Consider the following 26973-nt stretch of genomic DNA (forward strand, 5'->3'; position numbering starts at 1 on the left):
ACTAAAACTGGCGTAGGTTGGGTTGAGGAACGAAACCCAACATTATTAAGGCTTTGTTCGGTTTCGCTGTTGCTCAACCCAACCTACTATTCTTCTTAACCCAAGCGTATTGGTATATAAATAGCGGTACGTTGAGCCAGTGCTGAGTAGGCTAAAGGGATTAATTTACTCCAAAATAAGTATTTTATTTCCTTGTAGGGGCGCACAGCTAACTATGCGCCCCTACAAAGTCTTTACACATTGAAGTATAAAGATATTTTGGTAACGCATCTATCCTATGAAGCATTTTATGCAAAGCATAAATAAATATTTATATGGTTATTTAAAAATCATGTGATTTCAGTATTCAAACCTGACGCTGTAAAGCTGAGAACTCAACCTATTGCCGTCTATCGGAGGTAACAGAACCAAAAGAGGAATGTCATCATTAGGAGATGTACCTTTGGGTAGGGATGTCAAGTAGGTGAAATATTTATTAATATTGTTAATAGATAGTAAATGTAAATTCAGCGTCAGGAATCCGAAAAAATTCCTAATGGCAGGTATTTAGCATCAATCACCAGATTCTTCACCAACGGAACAGAAGATTATGAAAGATCAAAAACGATCGGACTCTAAAGAATTCGTCGGAAATCTCAAGAATGGGATTTGGCTATTTGGCCTGTCATCCTGGGTATTTGGCATTACCGATCGCAGTATTGCTTCATTTGCAGATGGCTATCTATCTGCTTTAGATTTGACACAACTATTTACGGCGGCTACATTCTTTGTGGCGTGGCTATTTTTGAAACCGACATCCAGAGTGTAAGTTAACCAACTGATTAGTATCCAGTCACTTTTGGCGCTAGTCCGATCGAGATTTAGAAAGTCATCTATTTGATGTCATGAAGGGTGCGCGACAGAATGCATAAACTATTTTGCAGCGATCGCAATCAAGGTAATTCGTAAAATCTCCGAGTTACCGTGATTTCGAGTTCTTACGGAAGAGAATCAGCATATATACCAAGTTCGCGTAACCACTATGCCAGGATTTGGGCAAATTTTGCCGACGTTAGTAATTTGATTTTGGTGTATCTAAAAAAAATTTTCTAATTTTCCGGAACTGATTATGCTCATGTGGTAGTCTTTATCATCAGACTAGCGATTTATACTGAAACTCTATAACGAACCTCCGGGGAATATAACCCCATTACGGATTAAAAGCCCGGTCTTCATGGCCGGGCTTTTGCCAAGAAATAAAAGAATTGGGGTAACTCTGGAAAATCCCAGAATTACCCCAAATTTTAAAAGTTACGAATTGTTCTTAACTCCTAACTCCTCATTGAATTAGGCAAACGCAGCAGTTGTCACATCGTTATTCGATAGAATTTCTTGCAACTCTTCAGCATCTACTGTTTCTTTATCAACAAGCATTTGCGCTATCTCATCTAAAATGTGGCGGTTACGCACCAATACTTCTTTAGCGCGTGTATAGGCTACATCTACAAGTTTACGGACTTCTTCATCAATAGCAGCAGCGGTTTCTTCAGAAAAATCACGCTCTGACATGATATCGCGTCCGAGGAACATGTTACCTTGTTGACGACCAAGAGCAACAGGGCCTAAGCGATCGCTCATCCCAAATCGGGTAATCATTTGACGAGCAACACGCGCTACTTGTTGGAGGTCATTAGAAGCACCCGTGGTAACTTCTTCTTCACCAAAGATTAATTCTTCAGCAATCCGACCACCCAAAGCTACAGCCATCTGATTTTCTAAATAAGCGCGGCTGTACAAACCAGTGTCCATCCGGTCTTCACTGGGGGTAAACCAAGTTAAACCACCTGCGCGACCGCGAGGGATGATGCTAATTTTTTGTACTGGGTCATAGTCGGGCATCAAAGCACCAACTAAAGCGTGACCAGCTTCGTGATAAGCTACCAAGGTTTTGCGCTTTTCGCTCATTACTCGGTCTTTCTTCTCTGGCCCAGCTAATACGCGGTCGATTGCGTCGTTGATTTCATCCATTGAAATTTCAGTCAAATTCCGGCGTGCTGCCAGAATTGCGGCTTCATTCAAAAGGTTGGATAAATCTGCGCCAGTAAATCCAGGGGTACGACGGGCGATTTTATCCAAGTCCACATCTTTCGCCAAGGTTTTGCCACGAGCATGTACCTTGAGGATTTCGCTGCGTCCGGCATAATCGGGACGGTCTACCACAACTTGACGGTCAAAGCGACCAGGACGCAACAAGGCTGCATCTAAAACATCAGGACGGTTGGTAGCGGCAATAATGATAATGCCAGTGTTACCTTCAAAACCATCCATTTCGGTGAGCAACTGGTTGAGGGTTTGTTCCCGCTCATCGTTACCACCACCTAAACCTGCACCCCGTTGACGACCTACGGCATCAATTTCATCAATGAAGACGATACAAGGAGCATTGGTCTTAGCTTGTTCAAATAAATCGCGGACGCGAGATGCACCCACACCTACGAACATTTCCACAAATTCTGAACCGGAGATTGAGAAGAAGGGGACACCTGCTTCACCTGCTACAGCACGAGCTAGGAGGGTTTTACCTGTACCAGGAGGGCCAACTAACAACACACCTTTAGGAATTTTTGCACCAACGGCGGTAAAGCGATCGGCGTTTTTTAGGAAGTCTACGACTTCGTTTAATTCCAACTTGGCTTGGTCAATACCAGCAACATCGCCAAATGTTACCTGAGTTTGTGGTTCCATTTGCACTCTGGCTTTAGATTTGCCAAAGTTCATCGCTTGGCTGCCTGAGCCCATTTGAGCGCGACGTAGTAAGAAGAATAAGCCAACCAAAAGCAATACAGGGAAAAATAAGCTGCTCAGTGCCTTAAACCAAAATCCTTCGTCGGTTTGGGGCAATACAGAAATATCAACGCCTTTAGAAGTCAGAGTATTAATCAAATCTGGATCATTGACTAAGGTAACAATCCGTTTAGCTGGGTCATATTTGGGTGTAACCAGTGCTGTAGAGCGGTCTGCACTCAAACTGACTTTTTCTACTCTGCCTTGCTGAACTTCTTGAATGAAGCGACTGTATCGCCATGTCTCTCTGCTTTGGGGTTGTTTGTCAAAAAATGCTGTTCCCAGCGCAATTACGACAATAAACAGCAGCGCGTACAGCCCTGCATTTCTCCATCTTTTATTCACTAAGGTCTATCCTCCGGTATTTTTCGCGCAATCGCCTAGCTTCTCTGCTCGGAAAGGTGATTATTAAGAATTATGTTAACTTATCTTAAGATATAACAAATTTGGCGTGGTTGTCATGCTAAAAAAAGCTCCCTTATTAGCTGAAAACTATGATGGTGGGGATTATATTGTAGCGACCCTGAAGGCTGATTAACGGTATGAATGGGAATAATCTCTACCACACTATTAGTGTAGGCGATCGCTTCAAATCTCTGGACTAACCCGACGCTCCAAGTTTCTTCTCGCACTGGCTGATGGTGGTTTTGCAACCAGTTTACAAGTTGCGATCGCCCAATTCCCGGCAAAATTCCGGCCTTTATTGGTGGTGTGTACCAATTGCGATCGCACCATCCCCAAAGGTTGCCTGTACTGGTTTCTAGCCAATTTCCTTGAGCATCGACTAATATTGCTTCTTGAGCATCTGAGCTAGTTTTTGCCAACCAAGCACTCAAATAGTTTCCAGTTTTATGAGAGGGGAGCGAGCGAGAAAATTCAGGACTGGCAACAGCGCACAAAACACCATTCTTTTGTTTTTTTGTCAAATTTTGTGGTAAGAATCTGCCAGTTATCCACTCTCGTCCATCAGGAAAGAGGGTAATTCTGAGAACAGGGAAGTGTGGGAGAAGAATTTGAGCGCCTTGACGCAGACGGTTCCAATTGGGTTGCTGCCACCCAAAAGTTTGTAGTGAGAAGAGTAAGCGATCGCAGTGTGCTTCCCAATTAGTTAAATTACTATCTAGGGAGTCATGATAAATCCGCAATGTTGTAAAAACAGTTGCCCCATAAAGTAAACCCGGATCGTTAATGTTTAATTCTAGGGTTTGAGAGTGAATTAATTTACCGTTATACCAAAAAATATTATTTGTCACAACCAAATAGCTTATTGCTACAACTCCATTGAAAAGTGATGACTTGTAATGCTCATTCGCTGCATAAGATAAAACCTGTGAGCTGCAAATCGCTGAACACCAGAATCCAGACTCAGGTGTTTACACTCATGATTTCTGGCATATTCAATTAGCCAATGAAATAATTGTTGACCGTAGCTGTGTGACCGTTTCAACTCATCAACAACTAAATCATCAATGTATAAAAACTTCCCCGATGCTAAACAATTAGAAATGCGAAATCCAGCCACTGCTACAGCTTGCTTTTCTACCTCCAAGAATGCAAGTTGATATCCTTCTTTCATTTGATATCGAACTTGTTCTACAAAATTATCCTGCTCAAGGTAAGGGCGCAACTGGGAAATAACAGGAAAACATCCTAATATTTGAAATTCAGATTCTGCTAATTGTATTGACATTAGTATTGCTTATAAAAATTACGAATTACGAATTACGAACTTGTACTGAGCGTAGCCGAAGTATTACGAATTACGAATTATTTTAATCCTTTGGGGGAAATATAATTTTATTAGTACCTTCAGGAGTTGTAACTATTTTTCCTCCCAAGGCTTCGATTTCCTTAATTGCGCGTTTTTGAGTTCTTTCATCAGCACGATTATTTAAAACCATTGACCATGTAGAAATTTGAGCATATTTACTGTTAGGGTTTCGACTCAAAAATTCAGCAGTTCTTTGGGAAGTATTAGCTATAAGCTGACTCTCTGCATCTGAAAATTTACTTGCCCAGTTTGCCGCTGTTGCAAAAGACTGTTGGGCAGCTTGAGCGTCACCTAAAAATAATAACTCATCAACTCCTTTAAAACGCCATATATAATAAGACTTTTCGGGAACTGAGGGAGATAGTGATTTTAAGCCTTTCTCTGACATTGCGATCGCACGTTCCGGCATACCAGCATATAATGAAGTACTGATCGAAAGACTGCGATACGCTGCTAAAAATCGTGGATCGCGTTCTAGAATAACTTCAAAATATTCTGGACTTAAACTGTAGCCTGTTTTATCCCGAATTTCATCATCTCCAAAATATTGGAGAAAATTGAGATATACCAAATCTGCGATCAAATTATCATAACCAAAACTAGGCGTTTTTTCGAGGAAATTCAGACGAATATTTTCAGCTTTTATTTCTTTTTTTAGAGTTTCTAAAGAGGCAGATTGTTTTCTATTTATTAGTTTTTGCAATTGGGGGAATTGAATCAAGCCAACTCCTACAATACACAGGCAAATTACAAAAGGTGTAGCAAAAGCTTGACGAGATAACAACATATTTTTCTTGTCTTTCTTTATCATCATAGTCAGATCATTGTATACAAGTGGTATAAAAAAAGTCAGCCATATTTATGAGACTATGCTTTGCTAAGTAAGATAAAAAAGTTTACTCAAATAAACTGATTGAAGTATTTAGTGTTTATTTATACTTTGATATTATCTTTGTTTTGAGATAAATTACAGTAATTTTTTATATATACCAATATCTAATTTATAGCTAATGGAACGAAACACCTAAAAGCTAATTAAATAATTATTTCAGAATCACGCCACTTAGAACAACGGGAAAACCCCTGCCGCAGTGCTGGATTCACTGCAATGCAGTACCTCGAAAATCTAAAATGGTATTATTCTTTTTCTAAGATAAATTTGGCTCTTGGAAATCATAACTTTTTTTTAGTAAAAATTTATTAAAAAAATATTAAGTTGTTTTGACTTTAGTTACTTTTTTGTAGTAAAAGCCTTCCAAAATTTGACATAACATAAGATTGTATTTTGTTTATATTTGAATCTATCTGTAACCTCTAAATTTCATGGTTAATGATACTCTTAACGAAAACACAAAAATTCATAGTCAAGACATCGAAAACATGGAAAATAATAGTCAATTTAGCAAACCAAGTAGTGAATTTAAAAGAAAAGTTAAGAAGCTGAACAGTCAGGGAGAAAGATTCAACATTGATGAAATTATTGATGCTATTCAAACAGCAATAGTGGAAGTTGTAGAGCTAGAAATTACTACTTGGGTTCCAGACTCATCTACTCAGTTAGAACAACCACAAGGGCAGCAAATTCCTCAAGCAGGTAATCGAATGCACACCATAATAAATTTAATTGATGGTGATATAACTAATGAAGTTGGTAGCCAATTTGTTGGTAGCGGGCCATATACAGAACTTCGTGAATTTCATCTAACTCAAATCAAAGAAAGTCGGGAGATTATGCAAAAAAATATAGAAAGTTTGCAGAAGTTGTATGGATTTTTTATAGAAATTATGAAATCTCGTAAAACTTCACAACAATCGCTATCCCGTCCCCAGTAGTTGATATTTATTAATTGATATTAACCAAAAAATACCTACAGGATATGAGGTTATCCTAACCTGTAGGTTAATTTGCTTTAAATAAATCAAGGAAATTATGACTATGCCTAATAAAATTCAAGAACAAGCCAAAGATTTGCTAGAAAAAGTAGTCTCATCTGTACATGGATTAGTTGATGATATTACAGCTTTAGAAGTCAATACAATGGTTGTGGATCAAATTACTGGCGCAAAGTTTAATGCTTGGCAAGCGTATGAAGAGATTTATTCAATAAATGACAAAGACTACTTTGATAGCAAAGGAATTCCAAATCCAGACGATTTACCAGAACCAGAAAAAACTCAAGCTCAAGAGCTACGCAAGCGTTATACAAGTCTATTTTCGCAACTTGAAAGAGAATATTTTTACATTCTTCTTGAACAAAGTACTGAGACTAGTGAGCCAGACTCCAGGATAATACAATATCAGGATCGTCTTAAATATCAGGTGGAACATAAAGCAAATATTGTTCCAACTGACGAGGTATACATAAAGTTAGCTCGACCAATATTGCCTGCTCCAACACCTTTTGCGGGTGAAGAAGATAATCACAAAAAATTGCAGCAAAGGTGGCAAGAGATTGAAGAACTTTTGAATAATGATAAATTTATTCGTACACTGCGGAAAATGTCTGAGCTTAAAGCTGCACTTAATAGTGGCAATATTACCAGCGTAGATATTGATATTATTTATGCTCAAACTGTTATGCAGCTAGATGGAGATATTATCAGCCGTTACCATAAAAAGCTATTTCAATTACCTGAAGGTGATAGAGATTTAATCCTAAAAATACATAATGAAGGGGTAGTTGCTGGAGAGAAACAGTGGCGTGGAACACTAGACTTTCTGATTGGTATTGTACAAAATATCGCGAAATTATCCCGACAATGAAAGCTGATAAAACATACACTGATAGTGAAGCTGATGTTCAACTATCTTTTTTTGTACAAATCCCTCAAGGCACTCCTATTGAACTTGAAATTAAGGTTGAGCCAGGACAGTATACTTTTTATCTAAATAAGACCATTTTAAAACAAATTGAAGAAGCACGAGAAATAGGCTGCTCTTTATACATTCCGTCAAAATTACTAGCTTATATTTGGTACTACAACTGTTTTAGCGAGCAGATTTGCGTTAATAAGAATACTACGCCATACCAGAAATTAGTAATTACTAAAAAAAACTTTAAAATATTTGATGATACTTTTATAATAAGTTTTATCAAATTATTCTGGAATAAATCATTACAAAAAAAATCAACGCTACAGTATGGAATTACTTTTAATTCTTATTATAGAGAAGATACATCAGATTTATATCTCTGGAAAGAACAAGATATTGTTTTACAAAGTAATATTTTATTTTATGGTGACATAATTCACAAAATCAAGAGTGATTTTATCAAAAATCCTGAGTGCTTAAATATTGTTTATTTGCATTATTGGCTTATTGAACAAATACTAAGCTGTCTTCGGACTAAATTAAATTTATTCTCTTGGGAACTAGCTTCGTTATTCCCTGCTACTTTTTTTGTATGGAGATTAAACTTAGCATTTTCATTATCAATACTTGCTGGATTAGTAACATCTGTTGTATTTGCTACTATTCGCTATTGGCTGGTTAATCAGCTTCCAAGATGGACTTATATTAGTTATCAATATCGAAATTGGCTGGCATGGGGACTAAGTTGTGTCACTTCTAGTATTTTTATTTTTACTCCCACTAATTTCTTATTTTTGCTACTTTTGTCACTAACTGGGCCGTTATTACAATGGGTTTTTAGTTTTATAGTAGGGCAAATTGGTAAAGTCTTTATGCGTTGGTTACTAGCTTGAAAACTGGGTGTGAGGCATTGAAAAAAGTATTTTCTTGTGAAAGACTGTTTTAAGAAAAAGATTAGGGTAGCTGAAATATTCAAACAATCTTACCCAAATTCAATTAGACTTTCTAATTATGTTTCAACAACTGCCAACATTGTCCGGCGATCGCCCAATCTTCTTGAGTATGTATCACTAATACTCTCACCGTTGAGTCAGGTGTGGCAATATCTTTATCGACTGGCTGCTGTTGATTTTTCTCAAGGTCTATTTTCAGTCCGATAAATCCAAAGGCTTCACAGGTGGCTTGGCGAATTTGTGGAGAGTTTTCACCCACGCCAGCGGTGAATACTAAAGCATCTAATCCGCCCAAACTAGCAAGCATTGCGCCAATACCAGAACGCAAGCGATGCACGTAGATATCCCATGCTAGTTGAGCGCGGGAATTACCTTGAGCGATGGCTTCTCTCACTTCACGCATATCGCTAGATACACCCGAAATTCCCTTTAACCCAGAAGCTTTATTTAATAACTCATCCAACTTTTCTACAGAGTAATTGCAGTGCCGCAACAGGTAAATCAGAATCCCCGGATCGACTGAACCAGAGCGACTACCCATCATCAATCCTTCTACGGGCGTGAATCCCATAGTAGTATCAATACTGCGACCGTTTTTAATCGCCGCTAAAGAGCAACCATTGCCCAGATGACAGATAATTAACCGCTCAGATGCAACATCTCGACCGAGAATTTGGACAGCACGTTGAGAACAGTATTGGTGACTAATACCATGAAACCCATAGCGACGAATACCTTGCTCTACCCACTGATATGGGCCGGGATAGATTGCTGCTGCATCGGGTAAAGTACCATGAAATCCGGTATCAAAGGCTGCTACTTGGGTGACATTTCCTAAGATTTGTTCAATTGCTTCTATGCCTTCCAAACCCACCGGATTATGCGCTGGGGCAAGGTTAGACAGATCGGCGATCGCCTTTTTGACATCCTCCGTAATTACCACGCTATCTCGATAATCCTCTCCACCATGTACTATCCGATGCCCCACTACATCGATTTCTGATAACTGATCGATTACCTTGGTAGCATCACGATTAAGTGTATTGAGCATATAGGTGAGGTGCGCCTCTGGGGAATCACCAGAGATTGATTTTTGCAGCGTTTCACCTGTTGCAGTTTTCACCTCAATTTCTGCCACACTTCGATCTTGAGTCCAGTTGATTTTCCCTTCCCAAAGGGGTTGGGGTGCTTGGGTAGGCAGAGTTTCATCTGCAATTTCATACAGACAACTCTTTTGGCTACTCGATCCGGCATTCAGTACCAATATTTTCATAGTGACAACATAAAAACATGATCACCTTTGATCGTGTCACTAAATCTGGCCTCATGTTTAGTTTTTTCAACGATGTATAAGTTTTTAGAGTTTGCGATCGCGAGAAACTAAAAATACTGCTCCCCTTAATGAAATCGTTATACTAACTGTGGGAGGCTGTTTATCTATCCAGCCAGATTCCATAGTTGTATTTTTTTATAGCTTGTTGCACTATGTCTTTCTTCAAAACCCCGCTGATTGGTTTAAAAGCTGACTCATTTCGTCATCCATTAGACCTGGAAGCTACCAAAACGCTCAAGCAGATACCAGGCATAGATATGTTGGTGCGAAATTGGCTCAGGCCAATGGCAGAGCAGGTTTTTTATGTGGAAAATATTGCCTCTAGCATTTTGGTGGGTGAAAAGCAACTACCCGATTTATACAAGCTGTTGTTAGATGCCTGTAAAATCCTGGATATAGAGCCTCCCCAGTTGTACGTCCGGCAACATCCGGCTCCCAACGCCTATACTTTTGCTGTGCGGGGTAAGCAGCCTTTTGTGGTGCTACACACTTCCCTGATTGATATTCTCACACCAGAGGAAATACAGGCAGTAATCGCCCACGAGCTGGGACATCTCAAGTGTGACCATAGCGTTTACTTGACTCCTGTAAACTTATTAATATTAGCTGCGGCGATTGTCCCCAATGTCGGTACTTTTGTTGCTCAAGCCATACAGGCGCAACTTTTGGAATGGGTACGTTGTGCTGAGTTTACCTGCGATCGCGCCGCATTACTAGCAACCCAAGACCCGAAAGTTGTCATGTCGGTGTTGATGAAGTTGGCTGGTGGTTCTCCCACCTTAGCGCCCCAACTGAATCTCGATGCCTTTGTTGCCCAAGCCCGCGCTTACGATGATATTAGCAAGACAGAACTGGGTGAAATGGTCAAAGCTGCCCGTACAGCCCAATTAACCCATCCAGTGCCAGTACTGCGGGCGCGAGAAATTGACCGTTGGGCCAGCAGCACCGAATATCAAACTCTGTTGCACAGTCACGGACTGAAGTCTACTAATAATGAAGTTGCACCCAAAGGTGGATGGCGCAATTGGTAGAGCTTCTATTTACAACGGCTTTTTTGCTATATAAGCAGAAAAATTTTTAATATATGGTAAGAAGCGATCGCACTTTGGCGATCGCTTCCCCTTTTCATCCAAAAATGCAAACTTTCCCTAGACTACATACAATACAGTTCGGATAAATATTTTGAACTCAGAATTACCTTTAGGGAAAAGGTTTAGTGGGTTTGGGTTAAAGATTTTTCTCCCCCTTTCCCTTTTCCCTTTCCCCTTTCCCCCAACCGTAGTTACACTACATATCCCTTTTGTCAACTAGAAGCTTTCACGACTGCTTCTGCTTGGGAATGTAACAACAAACCGTATTCTAAACCCTCCACCACCGCTTGATAGGAAGCCGCCAAAATATTGGTAGAAACCCCTACCGTCGTCCAGCGTTGACGACCATTGCCTGATTCTACCAACACACGGGTTTTCGCCGCAGTGCCCGTATGTCCGTTGAGAATTCGTACTTTGTAATCTGTCAAATCAAAGGTTGCAATTTGGGGATAAAAGTTCACCAAAGCCTTGCGTAAAGCTGCATCCAAAGCTGCAACGGGCCCGTTACCTTCCGCCGCCTCCAAGATATTTTTCCCGTCAACAGCGACTTTAACTGTAGCTAGGGCATTGCTAGTTTCTTTCCCCTCAATCAAGTCGCAGTGGACTTGAAAACCTTTGACTTCAAAAAACTTTTGGCGACCTCCCAAAGCTTCGTGCATCAATAGCACAAAACTCGCCTCTGCGGCTTCAAATTGAAATCCTTCACTCTCCAAATCTTTGAGGCGCTGGAGAATTTCTCTAGCCTCTGCCTTTTGTTGATCCAATTCAATCCCAAAACTGCGGGCTTTGGCTAAAACATTGCTCAGTCCAGACTGTTCCGAAATCACAATGCGGCGACGATTCCCGACTTGTTCCGGCTGAATGTGTTCGTAAGTCAGGGGATTACGTTCCACCGCTGATACATGAATACCGCCCTTGTGGGCAAAAGCCGAACGTCCCACAAAGGGAGCGTGTTCATCTGGCGCAAGGTTGACTACCTCACTCACAAAACGACTGGCTTCTGTAAGTTGTGTGAGCTGGTCTTCTGTGATACAACTGTAACCCGCCTTCAGTTGTAAATTGGGAATTAACGAACAGAGGTTAGCATTACCGCAACGTTCACCGTAACCATTAATTGTGCCCTGTACCATCTTTGCCCCTGCCATCACGGCGGCTATTGCGTTAGCAACCGCCATTTCCGAATCGTTATGAGTATGAATTCCAATTTGAGGAATTATTGAAGCCGCTAGCGCGTCTATGTCCTCAGTTATTGCTTCTTGACAAGTGACCAATGACAAATGACTAATGACATCTTGAACAATTTGGCTAATTTCGTGGGGTAAAGTGCCACCATTGGTATCACAGAGGACTAGCCATTCCGCACCAGAGGCGATCGCAGCCTCTAATGTCTGTAAAGCATAATCTCGATTGTGCTTATAGCCATCAAACCAATGTTCGGCATCGTAGATAATGCGACGACCTTGAGAACGGAGGTACTCAATAGTGTCGCGAATCATCGCCAAATTTTCTTCTAATGTCGTCTTGAGTCCGGTTGTCACATGTAAATCCCAAGATTTGCCAAAAATCGTTACCCAGCGAGTTCCCGCAGCCAAAATATCCTGTAGCATCGGTTCGGTGGCGGCAGTAGAGTTAGGGCGGCGAGTCGAGCAAAAAGCGACAATTTCAGCCTGTTTGAGCGGATCTTCTTGGAGTTGCCAGAAAAATTGTACATCCTTGGGATTGGCTCCAGGCCAACCACCTTCAATAAAGGGAATTCCCAGTCGATCGAGTCTACGGGCAATGCGTAACTTATCTTCTATCGATACAGATAGCCCCTCGCGCTGAGTGCCATCCCGTAATGTAGTGTCATAGAGCCAAAGTTGAGGTGAAGAATTTGTGGTCATAAAACTGGGACCGACGAGACAACTTTCGAGGCAATGTGTCAATATACAACAAAAAGCCAGTTTGGCAATTTAAAAATGCCTAAAGTAATAGCTGAAGGTAAAACAATTGATTGCGAGCATGGAAGCAATCTCCGCAAGATTTTGCTGCAAAATGGTATTAACCTCTACAATGACGGTGCTAAGGTAATAAACTGTCGGGGCATTGGCAGTTGCGGTACCTGCGCGGTTAAGGTAGAGGGCAAAGTCTCAGCAGCGAACTGGCGCGATCGAACACGGCGTTCGCTTCCTCCCCATTCTCCTACAACAGACTTACGTTTAGCCTGTCAAACTCAGGTTTTGGGCGACGTGAAAGTGACAAAGTTTGATGGATTTTGGGGACAAGGTTCTCGAATAGTGTGGACACCAAAAGGTTAAAAAGGAGTTAAGACAAGATGGGTAGATGGACACCCTTAATTTTAATGGCTGGCGGTTTAGCCATTCTGCTTGGTACATTACTGGGCATCAACTTTCCAATGGGCGTACAAACTGCTAACGCTCCTAGTGACAAGAAATCAGAAGTCCTGCCAGCTAATATCAATGTTAATAGCAGTGCTGGCAGCAAGAATGAAGAAACTGCAACAGAAGGAAACGAAACAACTGAAACCAACGAAAATAGACGCGGTATTGTAGCCCCAAGACCTGATAACAGGAGTAATGTTGCCCAGAATTCTGGCGATGCCTCAACTGACAATACAACAGATAACAATACAGATTCTTCAGAAACAAGCACACCATCTAGCGATCCAAATCAAGGCAACGAACCAATTCGCGCCTTGTGGTAACGATCAGATCCTTCTTCAGACCCGTCTTTAGTTACAAGTTATAAGTTATAAGTTATGAGTTATGAGTTATGAGTTATTAGTTATGTACTAATGATAAATGGCTAATGACAGATGACTAATGACTAATGACTAATGATTAGTGAGACTGTGATTATTGGTGGCGGCGTTATTGGTTTAGCGATCGCCATTGAACTAAAATTGCGCGGGACAAACGTCACCGTGCTTTGTCGTGACTTCCAGGCTGCCGCTACCCACGCCGCCGCCGGGATGTTGGCACCAGATGCGGAAAACATTGCTAATGAAGCAATGCGTTCCTTGTGTTGGCGATCGCGTGCCTTATATCCCGACTGGACGCGCAAATTAGAAGAACTGACCGGCTTAAATACTGGCTACCGTGCCTGTGGTATCCTTGCACCCGTCTTTGAAGAGGCAGGGGAGCATACTTCTCTACGAGAGGCTGCGCCAACGACTACGCTCAGTAACCGGGGGGGCAGCACTTCTCTACGAGAGGCTTCGCCAACGGCTACGCTCAGTGACCAGGGAGCAGGGGAGCAGGGGGGCAGAGGGGAAAGTCTTTCCTCCTCATCTCCCTCTTCCCCCTCTTACTGGTTAAATAAAGAGGCAATTCATCAATATCAGCCAGGATTGGGAGCAGAGGTAGTTGGTGGCTGGTGGTATCCTGAAGACGCACAAGTTGATAATAAAGCTCTAGCTCATGTATTGCGGACGGCGGCTGAGTTTGTTGGTGTTGAACTCAAAGATGGTATTACGGTAGAAGGATTTTTACAGCAGCAAGGACAAGTGGTTGGGGTGCAAACCAATGCTGGAATAATTCGCGCCGCACACTATGTTTTAGCTTCAGGTGCTTGGTCAAATGAATTGTTACCGCTACCTGTGCTACCTAGAAAAGGACAAATGCTGAGTGTGCGGATACCAGAAGTTTCGCCGGAATTGCCTTTGAAGCGGGTTTTGTTTGGGCAGGATATTTACATCGTACCAAGACGCGATCGCCTGGTTATTGGCGCAACCAGTGAAGACGTTGGCTTTATCCCCAACAACACCCCAGAAGGAATTCAAAAATTACTACAAGCTGCCATCCGCCTGTATCCCCAATTAAAGCATTATCCCATCCAGGAATTTTGGTGGGGATTTCGCCCAATCACCCCTGATGAATTACCCATTCTTGGCACTAGCCACTGTCAAAATTTAACCTTTGCTACGGGTCATTACCGCAATGGAATTCTACTTGCGCCCGTAACCGCCGCTTTGATTGCCGATTTAATCTTAGAACAAAAATCTGACCCCCTACTTGCTGATTTTCACTATTCGCGCTTCCAGTCCCAGTCATCTACCTCCACCCCAATGCTGACTCACTCTGCCAATTTCTCTAACGGACATCACTCTGCTATATCCCCACTTCCCACTCAAGACTCCCCACTGATTATCGCTGGCAAAACCTTCCAATCCCGCTTGATGACGGGAACTGGTAAGTATCGCAGCATTGAGGAAATGCAGCAAAGCATCACCGCCAGCGATTGCCAAATTGTCACCGTAGCAGTCCGACGGGTACAAACCAAGGCTCCTGGACATGAAGGTTTAGCTGAAGCCTTGGATTGGACGAAAATCTGGATGTTACCCAATACAGCAGGTTGTCAAACTGCCGAAGAGGCGATTCGGGTGGCGCGTTTAGGGCGAGAAATGGCGAAATTGTTGGGGCAAGAAGATAATAACTTTATAAAGTTAGAAGTAATACCTGACCTTAAGTATTTACTCCCAGATCCAATTGGGACACTGCAAGCAGCAGAACAACTAGTTAAAGAAGGCTTTGCAGTATTGCCCTATATCAACGCCGATCCTATGTTAGCCAAGCGTTTAGAAGAAGTAGGCTGTGCTACAGTCATGCCTTTGGCATCACCCATTGGTTCTGGACAAGGACTGAAAACAACTGCCAATATCCAAATTATCATCGAAAATGCAGGTGTGCCAGTGGTAGTAGATGCTGGTATTGGTTCGCCCTCAGAAGCCGCCCAGGCAATGGAATTGGGAGCAGATGCTTTGTTGATTAATAGTGCGATCGCTCTTTCTCCAAAACCAGCAGCAATGGCTCGTGCCATGAATTTGGCAGCAGTTGTCGGTCGTCTAGCATACCTTGCTGGCAGAATGCCTATTAAAGATTACGCCAGTCCTAGTTCACCTCTAACTGGGACGATTACTAGTTAAAGAATGAGGACAAGAGGAAGGGGAGCAGAGGGGTAGCACTTCTCTACGAGAGGCTTCGCCAACGGCTACGCTCAGTGACCAGGGAGCAGAGGAGTAGCACTTCTCTACAAGAGGCTGCGCCAACAGCTACGTTATGTTACCGAGGAGAAGTTGCAGTAAGTTTTTCCCCTGTGCCCCTCTGCCTCTTTTAAATCCAAAATGTAACGATTTATCTAGCAGTTTAAGACCAGATTTAGCATTTATGTAACATTAAATTAACGATAAAGATAAAGGAATTTATTCATGCCCTATACCAATGAAGAAGGCGGTCTTCTAAATAATTTTGCCCGGGAACCAAAGGTTTATCAAGCAGAACCTCCCACAGAAGGGCAAAAGCGAACTTACATCCTACTAGGAATTGCCGCTACAGCTTTGGTTGTCGGCTTGATTCTAGTCGCCTTCTTTGTTTCTAAGAGCAGTTGATCGTAAAACATTTTAAGAAAACTTCATCTTTTTTATAGTTTTTCAGGTTCCGATTTTAAGAGGGAGCCTGCTTTTTTATTTTTTGTTAAAATTGAACTAGGAATGAAAGTATATAATTATACTTTATTGTTCTTACTATAATTGAAGGCTCAATATATCTTGAGCAGCACAACATCTACTTATTAAAAATCATTTTTATTATGACTTTAGCCCACTTGAATGCACCCAAAAAGGTGATATGTACTGTGTTTTGGCTCTTTAGCCGCTATGAGCGTGAATGATACTGCACACAACAATAATTCTACTTGGAATCGGCAAGTATACCACCGCCTGAAACTTGCCTTAAGTCTTGGCTTACGACGACAAATTCTTTTGGCAGTTTGTGATGATTTATACCTAAGAAATCAGGTGGCAGCCCGTTTGCATTCTACATTGGCTTATCCTGTTGGACAGGTGCTATATCAATCATCAAATGCTCAGGAAAATAGCACTCCAGCTTATCCGCGATTAGTCACGTTGCGTTTGAATTTAAACGATCCCAATCCCATAATCCAGATTAATCAATGGTTGACTAATTACCCACCGCCAATAGTTGGGGCATCAAAAGATACTCCTGGAAGACCTTTTCCAGTACCAGCATTTCAGATTGTCGGCGTGGAGCATCTCACTAAGCAACCAGTGGCGACACAGCGGTTATTTTTGCACTATCTCCGCTTAAGCGAACAATATTTCTCTACACAAGAATCCAGCCGATTTCTAGAATCTAATTTGCTTTTGTGGATACCGCGTCCTTGGTTATCGGCTATCAAGCAATCAGCACCACAGTTTTGGCGTTGTCGTACTGGCGTATTTGTGTTTGCTGGAGAACCCACACCAGCAACTCAGAATTTGGCCTATCCAGAACGTTTTTCACGTTCTGGAAGCTTAGATTTAGGGAATATTGAGCAGTCAATTCTAGATGAATCAGCTAACCAAGCAGAACTCAGAACCGCAGCCACTGAATTCAAATTTGAGAATAATTCTGATTTCCCAGTAGAGGTACAAGGGAATCGCGTACACAAAACTGAGGAAGTTTCACCATCAACAGCAGATTTATTGAAGGCTACGCCACAACAACAGGAATCTACAAATCGGTCTGGTAGTGGGAGTAATAATCAATCGCTGTCATCTTTATCTTATATTAGCAGTGAGTTAACGGAGCTAGTAATAGCAACAATTAATACAAGTATTGCTAGAAATACAGAGGATTCCTTACAACCACAGCAGATTTTATTGGAGATTGAAGAATTACACGAAAATCTTGTTTCAGAGGAGATACTGGCAAAGGCTTATCATCGCTTGGGTACTTTATACCGTCTTCGCATTGAGCAAGGAGAGGCGACTTTAGAAAACCTGATGGTGGCAATTATTGCCTATCAGGAGGCAATTAGCTATGACGAAAGCTCACCGCAACTCCCAGATATCTTGAATGATTTGGGTACACTCTACTGGATGCTATACCGCACACCACCCAATTCTGAGGAGGGACAAACTTATATAGAGCAGGCAATAGAATTTTATCAGTTGGCGTTAAAGATAATTTCGCCCCAGACACATTCGGAAACTTACGCTCGTGTGCAAAATAATTTGGGGACAGCCTATGGTGATTTAGCTCGTTTCTCTCACCCATCGGAAAATTGGCAACAAGCAATTTTCGCTTACAGTGAAGCACTCAGCTACCGTACAGCGGATATGGATTCATTAAAGTATGCGGCTTGCCAAAATAATTTGGGTACTGCCTACTGGCATTTAGGGCAATACAACCAACCGATTGTGCATTTAAAGAAAGCGATCGCAGCTTACAATGAAGCACTTATACACTACAACCCTGAAGAGGAACCGCTGAAGTATGGGATGATTCAAAACAATATCGGTACTGCGTGTTGGAATCTGGCACAATACGAACAACCTGCCCAAAATCTCCAGCTAGCTATAGATGTTTATAGCGAAGCTCTCAAGTATCGCACTCCAGCTAATGTTCCCAGTGCTTGCGCCGCTACACAAAATAATCTGGGTACTGCTTACTGGCATCTAGCAAACCTATCTGAGACTACTAAAGAGGCACGGCAAAAGTATCTGCAACTATGTATCAGCGCTTACGAAGAAGCTATAGCTTTGGCTAACTCACTTAGCGGTACTTCTTTAAGTTTTGATTTGCTTGCCTCTCACAATAACCTGGGATTAGCACATTATCAGCTAGTAATAGATAAGTCTTTTAATGGCGACAAAGCAACACGCTCTCAACACTTAGAAGTGGCATTAGATAACCATTTGCAAGCCTTAAACGGATTAAGTAAACAACTAGAGGCTTATCAAACAACCTTTGCTTATGTGGTGAAAACTATTCGTGCTTTTCATAATGAGTTGGGGATACAAGGACAAAATCTGGCTTTATCTAAAGTTCCAAGCCAGTTGTTACCAGAGATTTTGTCAAAATTGTGAATCCCATTCCTCCCCATAGTCTGGAGAATGTCAAAAAACTGTAACTTCATATCAGCTTGACAATTTATTGGTAAGTCAAGTAAGGTAACGATGTTTACGATGGTCACTGAGCGGCTGGTGAGCGGAGTCGAACCATGCCGTTCGTGTTGTGTCTCGTAGAGAAGTGCGGGCTACGCCTACGCAATTACTAGACTTATTGCATAAATCCAAAAAAGAACCCCACTCCGCCTTTGACTTACGTCAAAGTCTCCACTCTTGCCGGAAGGTAGCGTGTTAGGGAAATTTTGCAATAGGTTTACTGTTTTACTAATTACAAACTAGTGAAATATATTTTGACAGTCAATAATTTTAACTTCATAAATATAAATTATTCATTAAATTATTTTGAAATAAACATAAAGATTTTATAAAAAATACAAGAAGACATTGGCATATTTTCCGTAATTTTACTAAGGTAGACTGAATACTTACTTGAAATAAGCTCCAGAATGAACGTTAAAACCTAGAATTATGAAACTAAGTTTTGTTTTGGCTACTGCTATATCTAGTTTTTTTGTGAGTTCGACCACAGGATTTGGTTTCTCTGGTCAAGCACAAGCTCTAACTTTTTCTGGCATCTCTAGTGCGACATGGGGAAATCCTACTCCAGGAATCAGCGATACTAATCCCATATATACAGGTGTGGGAAGTAACACATTTACTTGGGGTCAAGCTGATTTGCCGCCAAAATTTCCAAATAAACTAACCTTTAATGGAACTTCATTTTCTGCGGACATTAACTCTGTATTCAAAATAGCTGATTTGACTTACTTCAATGGAAAGATACGCACTGATTCAGGCGTTGGATTTGTACCTTTAAATCTCAATGTATCTTTCAGCCCTCCTGTGGGAACCAGCCAAGTTTTTGACTTCAACTTGCGTTTAGTAAATACACTTAACGACCCAAAAGATCCTGAAAAGAGTGCAGACTTAGTATTTTTAGACACAAATTTGAGTAATCGCAGTTTCAGCTTTGGAAGTAATAAATATACCCTTGAGTTAATCGGTTTTAATCCAGACCGTCGCCAGATAAGTATTAAGGCTCTCGAAGAAGCTACAACTACAACAGCTATTTATGCCAAAATCAAAACTATACCCGAACCTGCGTCAGTGTTGGGTCTATCCTTGCTAGGGATATACCTGATATCTCGTAAAAATTCTTGGAANAAAAATACAGGGAATAGGGAATAGATATATACTGAGTCTTGTTCAAAAATTAAATAGGAGTGCTACATAACAATCCGATTTGATTTTTGAATTTATTTACGGGGACAGATAAGAGGCAACGCTCAAGAAGGCTCTTTGAATTGTACGGATTTTTTTCATGCAATCAAAAATTTGGGTGATAAAAAAAATGTAGAGACGCGATTTATCGCGTCTCTACAAGGGTTTATGGTTTTTTGATAGATGCGATGAATTGCGTCTTTATGCAGGGTTAGGTTGGGTTCGGCTTTGAAGTAGCTGGATAATTGCAGCTTTTTCTAAGATTCCAACTAGAACGCCATTCTCACGAATCACGGGAAGCACAGATAGTTTTTGTTGTTCGAGTAACTGCATGACTTCTAGCAGAGGTTGATCTGATTGGACTGTGGTAGATTCAGTAATTGGTCGCATGACTTGTTTAACTTGAGTTTCTGACCACAGTGCTGTAGGGATGGTTCTTAAATTATCAACTGCGATCGCACCTACTAATTGTCCATCATCATCAGTCACTAAGAACCGATGCCAGTTTTGTCCACTTATGACTCGCTCATCGGCAAACTCTCTCAGGGTAAGATTAGCAGATACAATCGGGCTGTCATGAGTTACAGCATCTTCGGCTGTCAAACCTGTGAGTTTTTCTTGGACTCTGGCAAATTGAGCCGAATTACCAGCATTTTGCAATAAGAAGAAGCCAATTAACAAATTCCAGAAGTTACCAGCGTTGCCAAATAATAGTAGGGGAACTACACCAGAAAGAATTGCTACCCAACCAAAGATTTGTCCAACTCGACTCGCAAAGGTTACACCTTTATAAGGATTACCTGTAATTTTCCAAACGATAGCTTTCAGTATATTACCGCCATCTAAGGGCAAGCCAGGAATCAGGTTAAACAGGGCTAATGCCAAGTTAACAGAAGCTAGAACACCAAGGATTGCAGCTAACGGCCCTGATGCAGCAGTACTAACACCAATCGCTGTAACGATACCGCATAGTAGTAAGCTTACCATTGGCCCGGCGATCGCTACCCAGAAAGCCTCACCTGGGGTTTTCGACTCTTTTTCTAAGCTCGCCAAACCGCCAAATATAAACAGTGTGATGGATTTGACATCAATTCCCTGACCAATCGCAACAAAACTGTGGCCTAATTCATGGGCGACGACAGAGGCAAATAACATCAGCGCTGTCATCAATCCTAGTAGCAAAGCTAATCCCGCTGACAATTGGGGAAATTGCGCCGCCAGTCCACTGCTATAGCTCCAAGTGACTAAACCCAGAACTAAAAACCATGACGGATGGATATAGAAGGGAATTCCGAAGAGATTACCAACGCGAATTGTGCCATTCATGTCGTTCACCTTTGATTTCAGCTTCGAGAGGTTTGCTTTCTTCCCTCTCGATGTCTCTAGTGTAACGAAAGGTTAAGAGATTTTAATCTTGACGGCGGTAGTGGTGTCCGTCTGTAAAGGTGCGGTTATTAGGAATATTGTCCAATAACTCTCACTAGCTCTCGATTGGTACATCAGGCAGGCGACTCCATTCATTCCAAGAGCCATCATAATTGCGAACATTCGGATAGCCCAATAAATACTTTAAGACAAACCAGGTATATCCAGAACGCCCACCGATGGCACAGTAGGGGAACACTTCCTTATCAGTCGTAATGCCTTTACTCTCATAAAGATTTTTCAATTTGTTGAATGATTTAAAAGTTCCATCCTTATTCAATACCTCTGCCAATTTACGAGGGTTCAACGCCAGTGGAAACGGGATGAATACGTCCTAAAGAAGTAAGCTTGGCAAAAATCTGGGTTAATAAAATAGGCTCAGGGATTTCGGGAAGCATTTTTAACATTTCACGAACATATCGAAAACCACGATGGTAAGCCTTAAGGTCAATAATGCCAGAACCGGGATTGAGTTGCTGGAAATCAGCGAGAAGATGGTGGGATAAATTGACCATAAAAAATGCTAAATTAGAAGCATTAGTCACGGCAGTTTGGCTCAGGTTCATAAAATCTTCCAATCCCCAAAACTGCTTGGCATCCCTAAAATTAAACTCGATTTGGAAACGGAGTTTGTAATAGTCGATAATTTTTTCAAATGACAGAGTTAGGTCGCTAGAAAAAATAATTACATGGCTGCAAGCATTAGTTTTAAGATTGGTTTTGACCAAAATCACTACATTGAGAGCTTGGGCAAATTCTTTGTGAATAAGAGTGGCTTGATAAATATCAGTTTGAATATCATCCTCAATAGCACTTTTACATAAGTATTTGTCAGGTATATTACGATAGTCTAGCTTATCACCGTATTTACGACGAGAGCGCTTACTGGAGTCAGGATTTTCATAAGGGAAGTATAATGCTGAATCATGGCGCAATTTGGAAATTATCTGCAAGTTGACAAGACGTGCCATCTGCAAAGCATTGTTGTTACCAAAATGACCATCTACTACCAAGTAGGTGAGGGAAATAGAGTTAGCTAATAACTTGAATAGTGAACCAATCATTTTCTGAATTAGTATTAATTCAGATGTTAATATCACTTCCTTTTTATTTTTGTTTTTACTTCCTTTTGGTCGTCCACGCCCACGCTTTTCTTTTTTGTTTGGTTTTTCGATTGTCGAGGTACTTTTTGTTTGAGTATCTTTCTTTATTACCTGTTCTATCTGAATCGGAAACGAGTGCCTCTGTTCAACACTCACTAATGATAATACAAAGAAAGATAATCCTGATATCGGTTTATTGGCTAGGCTAGAAAAGAATCTATCTAATCCATAAGTCTTTTTACCCGATTTACTGACTACAACTTCATCTCCTGCAAGCAAATATACCTCATTCGCACGGAACAAATGCTTGCGGAAAAATAGCCAAAACAATGTAGCCCAAGGTATTACTGTATGAAAAAACCGCAACATCGTCCGATAACTACCACCAATGCCTGCCCAACGGGAAATTCCCAACATCGTGACTCGTCCGCTCATCGCTAACATAGCCAGGATTATCTGGTTCAATTGCCGCATCGTCGTAGCGTTTATCTGCGGTAGCAAGCATTGTAGCAGTGATAAGATATCGGACATGGGCTGATTGTAGTTTTTGAGTTGTCGTTGTGAGAGACAATAACTCTACTACATCGGCCCTCTCTCCTCATCCTCTTATTTTGGCTAAGGTATTGTTATTGAGAGTTAAAATATGCTCAAGATGCACTGCACCGGGAATATGTCCAGTACGTTCGCCTGCTTTTGGTGGCCGATCGAAAAACCACTCACCAGAGTATTCTTGCAGTGTTCGGACATCTAACAACACCCTATCGCTTCTACCTATCGATGCCTGAACTTCATTGTGTAATACTCGCAGATGAGCATCAATACCTTTGGTACAGTAATTAGTGGAAGCAAACGTAGATAATTCAGTTGCTAGTGGACGGCCTTCTGATTTCCATTTTTGGTAGCCGCCATTGAGAACTCGTACATTCTCATGTCCAAAGACTTTCAACAACCAGAAAATCCAGGCTCCCGTTCCTGGATAGCTGCCATAAGCAATCACTGTGGTGTCATTGGTGATGCCTGAACGTGCCATCAGCCTTTCAAAAGCGATCGCATCCAAATTCGTCTTCAAGTCGGGCAAGAGTAAGTCTGTAACTATGTTCCAGAAGACAGCACCAGGTATGTGAGCCTTTTTGTACGGCTCTGGACTCATATCCACTTCAATAATGCGGATGTTTGGATCGTTAAGATGATTTGCAAGCCACTGGGTATCAACGAGAACAGATGGATCGGCGTATTGAGACAATTGAGACACTTGTATTTCTCCTGTAATAGCGCGAAAAGAATTGAAAATTGTGTTTCCTCAACGATTTAGTCTTGGTTGTAGTTGGGAAATACGATGTGCGATGTGCGATGCACTAAGGTTGTGGAAATAGAGAATAAGGAAAAGCCAATCAGTGGGTGAAACACTGCTAGAGGAAAAGAAGTCTGCAAGTGAATTGTGAGAAATTGCAGTCCTAGCAGCACTGGCATACTTGCCGTAAGGTTTCGGATTCTTCGAGGAAACGGAATTAAAAACACCCAAATCAACAAAATTAGTGAGAGTCCGCCATATCCTCGCACGAGCCAAATATGTAGGTTCCACCAATCAGAGTTGTAAAAGTAAGCCAGTCCAACACTGAATATTTGGATTATTAAACAGAGATTGAAAAGCACTGCGGCGATCAAAAAACTGATTTTAATCCAGCGCCCGGATATCTGTGTGTCATCAATGCCAGAATTTACAGTCATGTAAAGTAATCCAAAAAACCAAACAAAGGATTTGAGTTGGTGTGACTAAAGCTAAGATAGGTCTGGTTGCGATACTGCGCCTAGACCTCAAACGAGTACACTTTGCAAATCATGGTTGCCTTACAAGCTCTATTTCATGGAATTGCTCAAGCTCAAGATGAACAGACTTTGCGATTGCACATATCCGCAGAAATGAGTGAGTATTTTTCAGCTACACGATGTGGGCTGTTTTTCTTTGCCCAAATTTCTTTAGTTGACAGCAAGATTCAAAAAGCACTGCAAATTGCATTATCACCTCAACACAATCCAGTTGCACGCTACTTGCTAGAACGCCATGCCCCTGTTCATGAAGCTTTGGTAGTAGAACCTAAAACATGGAAATTGATTTGTCCTCGTGCCGATCACTGGCACGTCATGGCAGGGCCAATTGTCAGCAATGGTGAGTTAGTAGGTGTGGTAGGTTTGACGCGTCAACAAGGAATGCCTGCATTTGATTCACAAAATCTTACAGATTTGAGTGCGCTTTGTCTGCATATTTCTACTTGGGTGGCAATGGCGCAATTGCAACAACCACTATTACAGACAAAGCGTTTAACGCCTCGTGAAATGCAAATTGCTTCCTTGGTGGCTCAAGGACAAACCAATGCAGAAATTAGTGCTGAACTTTGGATTACTGAAAACTCTGTCAAACAAGCCTTAAAAAGGATGTTTCGCAAGCTTGAGGTTTCATCTCGCGCTCACATGGTTGCAAAACTTTCCCCAGTTTCAAAATAAATGACCTTTTATTGCCTGATTAATCCTGGATTTCTCTCCTCATCTCCCCCTGATAAGCATTTCTATGAAAATATAAAGTGAAACGCGATCAGGGGGGATCTTCTGGCTTAGGCATCCACTGATGCTGGAATTTTCTCCATCTGCTGAGAAGTTTTCTGCAACATCGGGGTAATTAGATCGGCGGGAACAGGACAACTGAAGTAGTAACCCTGACCTTCATCACATCCCAGCATTTTTAGGTAGTCAAGCTGTTCTTGGGTTTCCACACCCTCTGCCGTGATGTTCAACCGCAGGCTTTTTGCCAGAGCAATAATCGCATTCGTGACGGCAGCACTATCAGGATTGGACGTGACATCCTGTACAAATGACCGATCGATCTTGAGCATATTCACGGGAAAGCGCTTCAAGTAGTTAAGGGAGGAATAACCAGTACCGAAGTCATCTAGAGCCAAGCATATACCCAGTTCTCGTAATTGTTTTAAGGTTTTAACCGATCGCTCCATATCAGCCATCAAAAAGCTTTCTGTTACTTCCAATTCCAGGTAAGATACTTGGAGTCCAGTTTCCTCAAGAATTTGACTGACGACCTCAACCAGATTCGGTAGTTCAAACTGCCGAGCTCGACAGATTTACAGATATCCGAATTGGGTTAAATCCAGCAAGCTGCCAAGTACGGTTTTGGGCACAAGCAGCTCGCAAGACCCATTCACCAATTGGTAGGATCAAACCATTGGCTTCTGCAATGGGAATAAACTTTGTTGGAGAAACCAAACCTAATGTCGGATGCTGCCAGCGAACCAACGCTTCCATAGCTGTAATTTGTCCGCTGTGTAAATCAATTAGAGGTTGATAATAAACCAGCATTTCGTTGCGCTCAAGCGCCCCATGTAATTCATTTTCTAAAGTTATTCGCTCCTGCAACTGAGCATTAATTTCTGGTGAATAGAATTGGTATTTGCTACGCCCTTGCCGCTTCGCCTGATACAGTGCTATATGAGCCTGCTTCAAAAGTTCATCTCCGCTATTATGCTCATTTATTCCATTAATTGTGATACCGATGCTGGCGGTGATATGAATCAAGTTACCCTCTATGGAAAAGGGTTTACTCAGGGTACTTAACAGCATCTGAGATAGCTTAATTACACTTTCAAAAGAAACAATGTCTATGCGGGCAATGGTAAATTCATCTCCACTCAAATGGGCAAGAATATCTGTTTGTGTCATACAAAGTGATAACCTCTGACCAACTGCTCTTAACAACAAATTTGTTGTTTCATGCTCCAAACCATGACTCATAGCAGTGAAATCATCAATACCTAGTAAAAACACCGCTACAAAGCGCTGGTTATTTTCAGGTTGAGATAGAGTCTGATGGAGGCGATCGCGGAATAAATCGCGATTGGGCAATCCAGTTATATCGTCATAATTACTGATGTAATGAATTAACTCATCTAATTTGTGAAGAGTTTGTGAGGTATCTGCCATCAGTGTACCGACTTCATCAGTAAATTCTGTGGGCAATTCAGGCAAGGTTTTGGTGTTTAGATAATTTTGCAATGCCGCAGATGTAAAAATAACCGGTTTGAGGAGGTGGTGTATTGCGTAGAGGGTGGCGGCTGTACCCGCTAAAGTAGCCAACAGAGCAATAAGCATAACTCGGATCGTCATCTCTAAGGAATAGGAGTTTGAGATAACGAAACTCAAGAGTAAGCTTAGAAGTGGTATGTGAGTACCCAAAAATGCCACCAACATGATCTTAGCGGTGTAACTTTTTTTGAGTAATGGAAAACTAGCTAGGAACGAGTATAGATTGAGCTTCATAAATTCTGTTCGATAGTTGGTAAATTAGTTCCGAGCTATTCTGGCAAAAGGGTATTTGTGATTTACAATTCAGTACAATTAGCTCTCATGGAACCCAACCCTGATAAGGTTATATATTATGGTTCCCAATCTAGGTTTCTCTTTGATATGTTTAGNCATAAAGTTTATGTAAAAATTATNCCANNNATAATCTCACAATAAATACC

Annotated in this window: 22 protein-coding genes and 2 pseudogenes; 12 read left to right on the forward strand and 12 right to left on the reverse strand. The window is 41.4% G+C overall.

All coding sequences use genetic code 11. The annotated features are described in order from the left end of the window. Nucleotides 1–589 precede the first annotated feature (589 nt). Complete coding sequence (locus QUD05_RS05210) at nt 590–808, forward strand: hypothetical protein (RefSeq protein WP_094350008.1); 219 nt, start codon at nt 590–592, stop codon at nt 806–808. Between the two features lie 518 nt (nt 809–1326). Here the strand turns inward: QUD05_RS05210 and ftsH3 are convergent. The 4 genes from ftsH3 to QUD05_RS05230 all read right to left on the reverse strand — a co-directional run bounded on the left by ftsH3 (nt 1327) and on the right by QUD05_RS05230 (nt 5381). Continuing rightward, nucleotides 1327–3168: an ATP-dependent zinc metalloprotease FtsH3 gene (gene ftsH3, locus QUD05_RS05215; protein WP_289795160.1), complete on the reverse strand. Its 1842-nt coding sequence runs from the start codon at nt 3166–3168 to the stop codon at nt 1327–1329. A 113-nt stretch (nt 3169–3281) separates the two neighbouring features. Beyond that, the gene (locus QUD05_RS05220) at nt 3282–4064 is read right to left on the reverse strand and encodes an aminotransferase class IV (RefSeq protein WP_289799884.1); all 783 of its coding nucleotides are present in this window, start codon (nt 4062–4064) and stop codon (nt 3282–3284) included. Between the two features lie 29 nt (nt 4065–4093). Next, nucleotides 4094–4513 (reverse strand): GNAT family N-acetyltransferase, encoded by a 420-nt coding sequence (locus QUD05_RS05225; RefSeq protein ID WP_289795161.1) that lies wholly within the window; start codon nt 4511–4513, stop codon nt 4094–4096. A gap of 82 nt (nt 4514–4595) precedes the next feature. Then, complete coding sequence (locus QUD05_RS05230) at nt 4596–5381, reverse strand: hypothetical protein (RefSeq protein WP_289795162.1); 786 nt, start codon at nt 5379–5381, stop codon at nt 4596–4598. A gap of 536 nt (nt 5382–5917) precedes the next feature. On the opposite strand from QUD05_RS05230, the gene QUD05_RS05235 reads away from it, so the two are divergent. The 3 genes from QUD05_RS05235 (at nt 5918) to QUD05_RS05245 (ending at nt 8302) form a co-directional block, all read left to right on the forward strand. Next, nucleotides 5918–6427: a hypothetical protein gene (locus tag QUD05_RS05235; protein WP_289795163.1), complete on the forward strand. Its 510-nt coding sequence runs from the start codon at nt 5918–5920 to the stop codon at nt 6425–6427. A gap of 103 nt (nt 6428–6530) precedes the next feature. Then, the gene (locus QUD05_RS05240; protein WP_289795164.1) at nt 6531–7358 is read left to right on the forward strand and encodes a DUF8581 family protein; all 828 of its coding nucleotides are present in this window, start codon (nt 6531–6533) and stop codon (nt 7356–7358) included. Then, entirely contained in the window at nt 7355–8302 is a 948-nt protein-coding gene (locus tag QUD05_RS05245; RefSeq protein WP_289795165.1) for a hypothetical protein, read from the forward strand. The genes QUD05_RS05240 and QUD05_RS05245 overlap by 4 nt, the downstream gene beginning before the upstream one ends. 112 nt (nt 8303–8414) lie before the next feature. Here the strand turns inward: QUD05_RS05245 and QUD05_RS05250 are convergent, their stop codons facing one another. Further along, the gene (locus QUD05_RS05250) at nt 8415–9635 is read right to left on the reverse strand and encodes an acetate kinase (protein ID WP_289795166.1); all 1221 of its coding nucleotides are present in this window, start codon (nt 9633–9635) and stop codon (nt 8415–8417) included. A 212-nt stretch (nt 9636–9847) separates the two neighbouring features. Between QUD05_RS05250 and QUD05_RS05255 the strand changes: the two genes are divergently transcribed. Further along, complete coding sequence (locus QUD05_RS05255) at nt 9848–10726, forward strand: M48 family metallopeptidase (protein WP_289795167.1); 879 nt, start codon at nt 9848–9850, stop codon at nt 10724–10726. A 272-nt stretch (nt 10727–10998) separates the two neighbouring features. On the opposite strand, the gene cimA is transcribed toward QUD05_RS05255, so the two are convergent. Then, complete coding sequence (gene cimA, locus QUD05_RS05260) at nt 10999–12669, reverse strand: citramalate synthase (RefSeq protein WP_289795168.1); 1671 nt, start codon at nt 12667–12669, stop codon at nt 10999–11001. Between the two features lie 75 nt (nt 12670–12744). On the opposite strand from cimA, the gene QUD05_RS05265 reads away from it, so the two are divergent. The 6 genes from QUD05_RS05265 (at nt 12745) to QUD05_RS05290 (ending at nt 19883) form a co-directional block, all read left to right on the forward strand. After that, the gene (locus QUD05_RS05265) at nt 12745–13083 is read left to right on the forward strand and encodes a 2Fe-2S iron-sulfur cluster-binding protein (protein WP_289795169.1); all 339 of its coding nucleotides are present in this window, start codon (nt 12745–12747) and stop codon (nt 13081–13083) included. Nucleotides 13084–13100: 17 nt separating this feature from the next. Next, nucleotides 13101–13490 (forward strand): hypothetical protein, encoded by a 390-nt coding sequence (locus QUD05_RS05270; RefSeq protein ID WP_289795170.1) that lies wholly within the window; start codon nt 13101–13103, stop codon nt 13488–13490. Between the two features lie 132 nt (nt 13491–13622). Continuing rightward, nucleotides 13623–15710 (forward strand): thiazole synthase, encoded by a 2088-nt coding sequence (locus QUD05_RS05275; protein ID WP_289795171.1) that lies wholly within the window; start codon nt 13623–13625, stop codon nt 15708–15710. Between the two features lie 282 nt (nt 15711–15992). After that, complete coding sequence (gene psb34, locus QUD05_RS05280; protein ID WP_289795172.1) at nt 15993–16172, forward strand: photosystem II assembly protein Psb34; 180 nt, start codon at nt 15993–15995, stop codon at nt 16170–16172. 267 nt (nt 16173–16439) lie between these two features. Next, the gene (locus QUD05_RS05285; protein WP_289795173.1) at nt 16440–18653 is read left to right on the forward strand and encodes a tetratricopeptide repeat protein; all 2214 of its coding nucleotides are present in this window, start codon (nt 16440–16442) and stop codon (nt 18651–18653) included. A gap of 510 nt (nt 18654–19163) precedes the next feature. Further along, nucleotides 19164–19883: a choice-of-anchor K domain-containing protein gene (locus QUD05_RS05290; protein WP_289795174.1), complete on the forward strand. Its 720-nt coding sequence runs from the start codon at nt 19164–19166 to the stop codon at nt 19881–19883. A gap of 234 nt (nt 19884–20117) precedes the next feature. Here the strand turns inward: QUD05_RS05290 and QUD05_RS05295 are convergent, their stop codons facing one another. The 5 genes and pseudogenes from QUD05_RS05295 to QUD05_RS05315 form a co-directional block, all read right to left on the reverse strand. After that, on the reverse strand, nt 20118–21242 hold the full coding sequence (locus QUD05_RS05295; RefSeq protein WP_289799885.1) for a site-2 protease family protein: 1125 nt from the start codon (nt 21240–21242) through the stop codon (nt 20118–20120). Nucleotides 21243–21396: 154 nt separating this feature from the next. Then, nucleotides 21397–21621 (reverse strand): annotated as a pseudogene (locus QUD05_RS05300) (sulfurtransferase); the annotation flags it as partial. A 13-nt stretch (nt 21622–21634) separates the two neighbouring features. Further along, nucleotides 21635–22975: a transposase gene (locus tag QUD05_RS05305; RefSeq protein ID WP_289794346.1), complete on the reverse strand. Its 1341-nt coding sequence runs from the start codon at nt 22973–22975 to the stop codon at nt 21635–21637. Between the two features lie 67 nt (nt 22976–23042). Then, nucleotides 23043–23696, reverse strand: coding sequence for a sulfurtransferase (locus QUD05_RS05310; protein WP_289795175.1), 654 nt, complete (start codon nt 23694–23696; stop codon nt 23043–23045). Nucleotides 23697–23752: 56 nt separating this feature from the next. Next, nucleotides 23753–24172 (reverse strand): DUF6220 domain-containing protein, encoded by a 420-nt coding sequence (locus tag QUD05_RS05315; protein WP_289795176.1) that lies wholly within the window; start codon nt 24170–24172, stop codon nt 23753–23755. Nucleotides 24173–24283: 111 nt separating this feature from the next. On the opposite strand from QUD05_RS05315, the gene QUD05_RS05320 reads away from it, so the two are divergent. Then, nucleotides 24284–24946: a LuxR C-terminal-related transcriptional regulator gene (locus QUD05_RS05320; RefSeq protein WP_289795177.1), complete on the forward strand. Its 663-nt coding sequence runs from the start codon at nt 24284–24286 to the stop codon at nt 24944–24946. A gap of 107 nt (nt 24947–25053) precedes the next feature. Here the strand turns inward: QUD05_RS05320 and QUD05_RS05325 are convergent. Next, a pseudogene (locus QUD05_RS05325) lies at nt 25054–26767 on the reverse strand (putative bifunctional diguanylate cyclase/phosphodiesterase). Nucleotides 26768–26973 lie beyond the last annotated feature (206 nt).

It is taken from the genome of Nostoc sp. GT001, assembly GCF_030382115.1.
GTDB lineage: Bacteria > Cyanobacteriota > Cyanobacteriia > Cyanobacteriales > Nostocaceae > Nostoc.

What these genes read in the sequence shown, in the direction of transcription:
- QUD05_RS05210 (WP_094350008.1), top strand. Translation starts at nt 590, where the DNA reads ATGAAAGATCAAAAACGATCGGACTCTAAAGAATTCGTCGGAAATCTC.
- QUD05_RS05225 (WP_289795161.1), bottom strand. Translation starts at nt 4,513, where the DNA reads ATGTCAATACAATTAGCAGAATCTGAATTTCAAATATTAGGATGTTTT.
- QUD05_RS05230 (WP_289795162.1), bottom strand. Translation starts at nt 5,381, where the DNA reads ATGTTGTTATCTCGTCAAGCTTTTGCTACACCTTTTGTAATTTGCCTG.
- QUD05_RS05235 (WP_289795163.1), top strand. Translation starts at nt 5,918, where the DNA reads ATGGTTAATGATACTCTTAACGAAAACACAAAAATTCATAGTCAAGAC.
- QUD05_RS05240 (WP_289795164.1), top strand. Translation starts at nt 6,531, where the DNA reads ATGCCTAATAAAATTCAAGAACAAGCCAAAGATTTGCTAGAAAAAGTA.
- QUD05_RS05245 (WP_289795165.1), top strand. Translation starts at nt 7,355, where the DNA reads ATGAAAGCTGATAAAACATACACTGATAGTGAAGCTGATGTTCAACTA.
- QUD05_RS05250 (WP_289795166.1), bottom strand. Translation starts at nt 9,635, where the DNA reads ATGAAAATATTGGTACTGAATGCCGGATCGAGTAGCCAAAAGAGTTGT.
- QUD05_RS05255 (WP_289795167.1), top strand. Translation starts at nt 9,848, where the DNA reads ATGTCTTTCTTCAAAACCCCGCTGATTGGTTTAAAAGCTGACTCATTT.
- cimA (WP_289795168.1), bottom strand. Translation starts at nt 12,669, where the DNA reads ATGACCACAAATTCTTCACCTCAACTTTGGCTCTATGACACTACATTA.
- QUD05_RS05265 (WP_289795169.1), top strand. Translation starts at nt 12,745, where the DNA reads ATGCCTAAAGTAATAGCTGAAGGTAAAACAATTGATTGCGAGCATGGA.
- QUD05_RS05270 (WP_289795170.1), top strand. Translation starts at nt 13,101, where the DNA reads ATGGGTAGATGGACACCCTTAATTTTAATGGCTGGCGGTTTAGCCATT.
- QUD05_RS05275 (WP_289795171.1), top strand. Translation starts at nt 13,623, where the DNA reads ATGATTAGTGAGACTGTGATTATTGGTGGCGGCGTTATTGGTTTAGCG.
- psb34 (WP_289795172.1), top strand. Translation starts at nt 15,993, where the DNA reads ATGCCCTATACCAATGAAGAAGGCGGTCTTCTAAATAATTTTGCCCGG.
- QUD05_RS05285 (WP_289795173.1), top strand. Translation starts at nt 16,440, where the DNA reads ATGAGCGTGAATGATACTGCACACAACAATAATTCTACTTGGAATCGG.
- QUD05_RS05295 (WP_289799885.1), bottom strand. Translation starts at nt 21,242, where the DNA reads ATGAATGGCACAATTCGCGTTGGTAATCTCTTCGGAATTCCCTTCTAT.
- QUD05_RS05305 (WP_289794346.1), bottom strand. Translation starts at nt 22,975, where the DNA reads ATGTCCGATATCTTATCACTGCTACAATGCTTGCTACCGCAGATAAAC.
- QUD05_RS05315 (WP_289795176.1), bottom strand. Translation starts at nt 24,172, where the DNA reads ATGACTGTAAATTCTGGCATTGATGACACACAGATATCCGGGCGCTGG.
- QUD05_RS05320 (WP_289795177.1), top strand. Translation starts at nt 24,284, where the DNA reads ATGGTTGCCTTACAAGCTCTATTTCATGGAATTGCTCAAGCTCAAGAT.